This window comes from Bacillus sp. 05T31, from assembly GCF_056396725.1.
On the sequence record NZ_JBFTMA010001058.1, the window covers coordinates 1 to 1008 of the forward strand.

The 1008-nt window shown below is 27.5% G+C and carries 2 protein-coding genes; both read left to right on the forward strand.

All coding sequences use genetic code 11. The annotated features are described in order from the left end of the window. Window positions 1-262 (forward strand): thiol-disulfide oxidoreductase DCC family protein (locus AC1DJR_RS31315; RefSeq protein WP_477004392.1); only part of this gene is annotated, 262 nt, incomplete at its 5' end. A 517-nt stretch (window positions 263-779) separates the two neighbouring features. After that, the coding region (locus AC1DJR_RS31320) for a hypothetical protein (RefSeq protein WP_477004393.1) at window positions 780-1008 on the forward strand (229 nt) is incomplete at its 3' end.

Consider the following 1008-nt stretch of genomic DNA (forward strand, 5'->3'; position numbering starts at 1 on the left):
GAAGCAATACAATATTGATGCACACATCGATAGTATAGTATTGATTAAAAGTGATAAGAGTTATATAAAGTCAGATGCCATACTAAACATTTGTAAATCTTTAAAAGGTTTTTGGAAATTCGGCGCTCTTTTTTTGTTATTCCCAAAATTTATCAGAGATTTTTGCTATGAAAGATTTGCAAAAAATAGGTATAAATTATTCGGGAGAAATACCCAATGTTCAATTCCATCACCAGAAATAAGAAAGAGGTTTCTAGATTAAATGGAAGTATATATATTTTTATTAATTAACTAAGAAGTTAAAAAAGATAGTAATAAGAACGAAACACCAAATTTTACAGCCGTTTATTGATTGAAATTCATGCTTTTCACTCCCAATATAATTTGAAATATTTATTATTTCTCCCTTTTGTCTAAAAAACACCATTTGGATATTAATATATACATTGGCAACATATGTAATTATATACCGTTTATGTATATATATATAACTAAATATTTCGACATTTTATGATAAAATTCTATATTTTCTACTTTATTAATAATTAATATCAATTTACAACATATTTTCGGAAGTTTGATCGGTGATATATTGTAAAAAAGGGGGGCATATTTGAGTGGAATTTTAGTATAAAAGGATACTATAACAGCAAGTACCCAACTTGTATTAGTGTTACAAACCGAATTTAATTTTGAGATTGGTTAAAATTGAACGAGTAACTATATTTTAGGGTTATTAGTTCTCACAGGGTGAAAAATACCAAAAAAGGGAGGATTATATGTTTAAAAAATTTATTACAAGTGTATTAACATTAGGATTGCTTGTTATAGGAGGAATCTCTGCACAAGCGGATGAGCTAAATGTTCCTAACAATAATGGGATATGTAAAGACGTTACACATAATGTAGAAGCAAATGAATATGTGAAAAGTTGTTCTAAAATATTTCCGAATTCTCTCCTCGGTCCAATAGTAAACATCCCTAATACTTTTACATATGATGATGGTA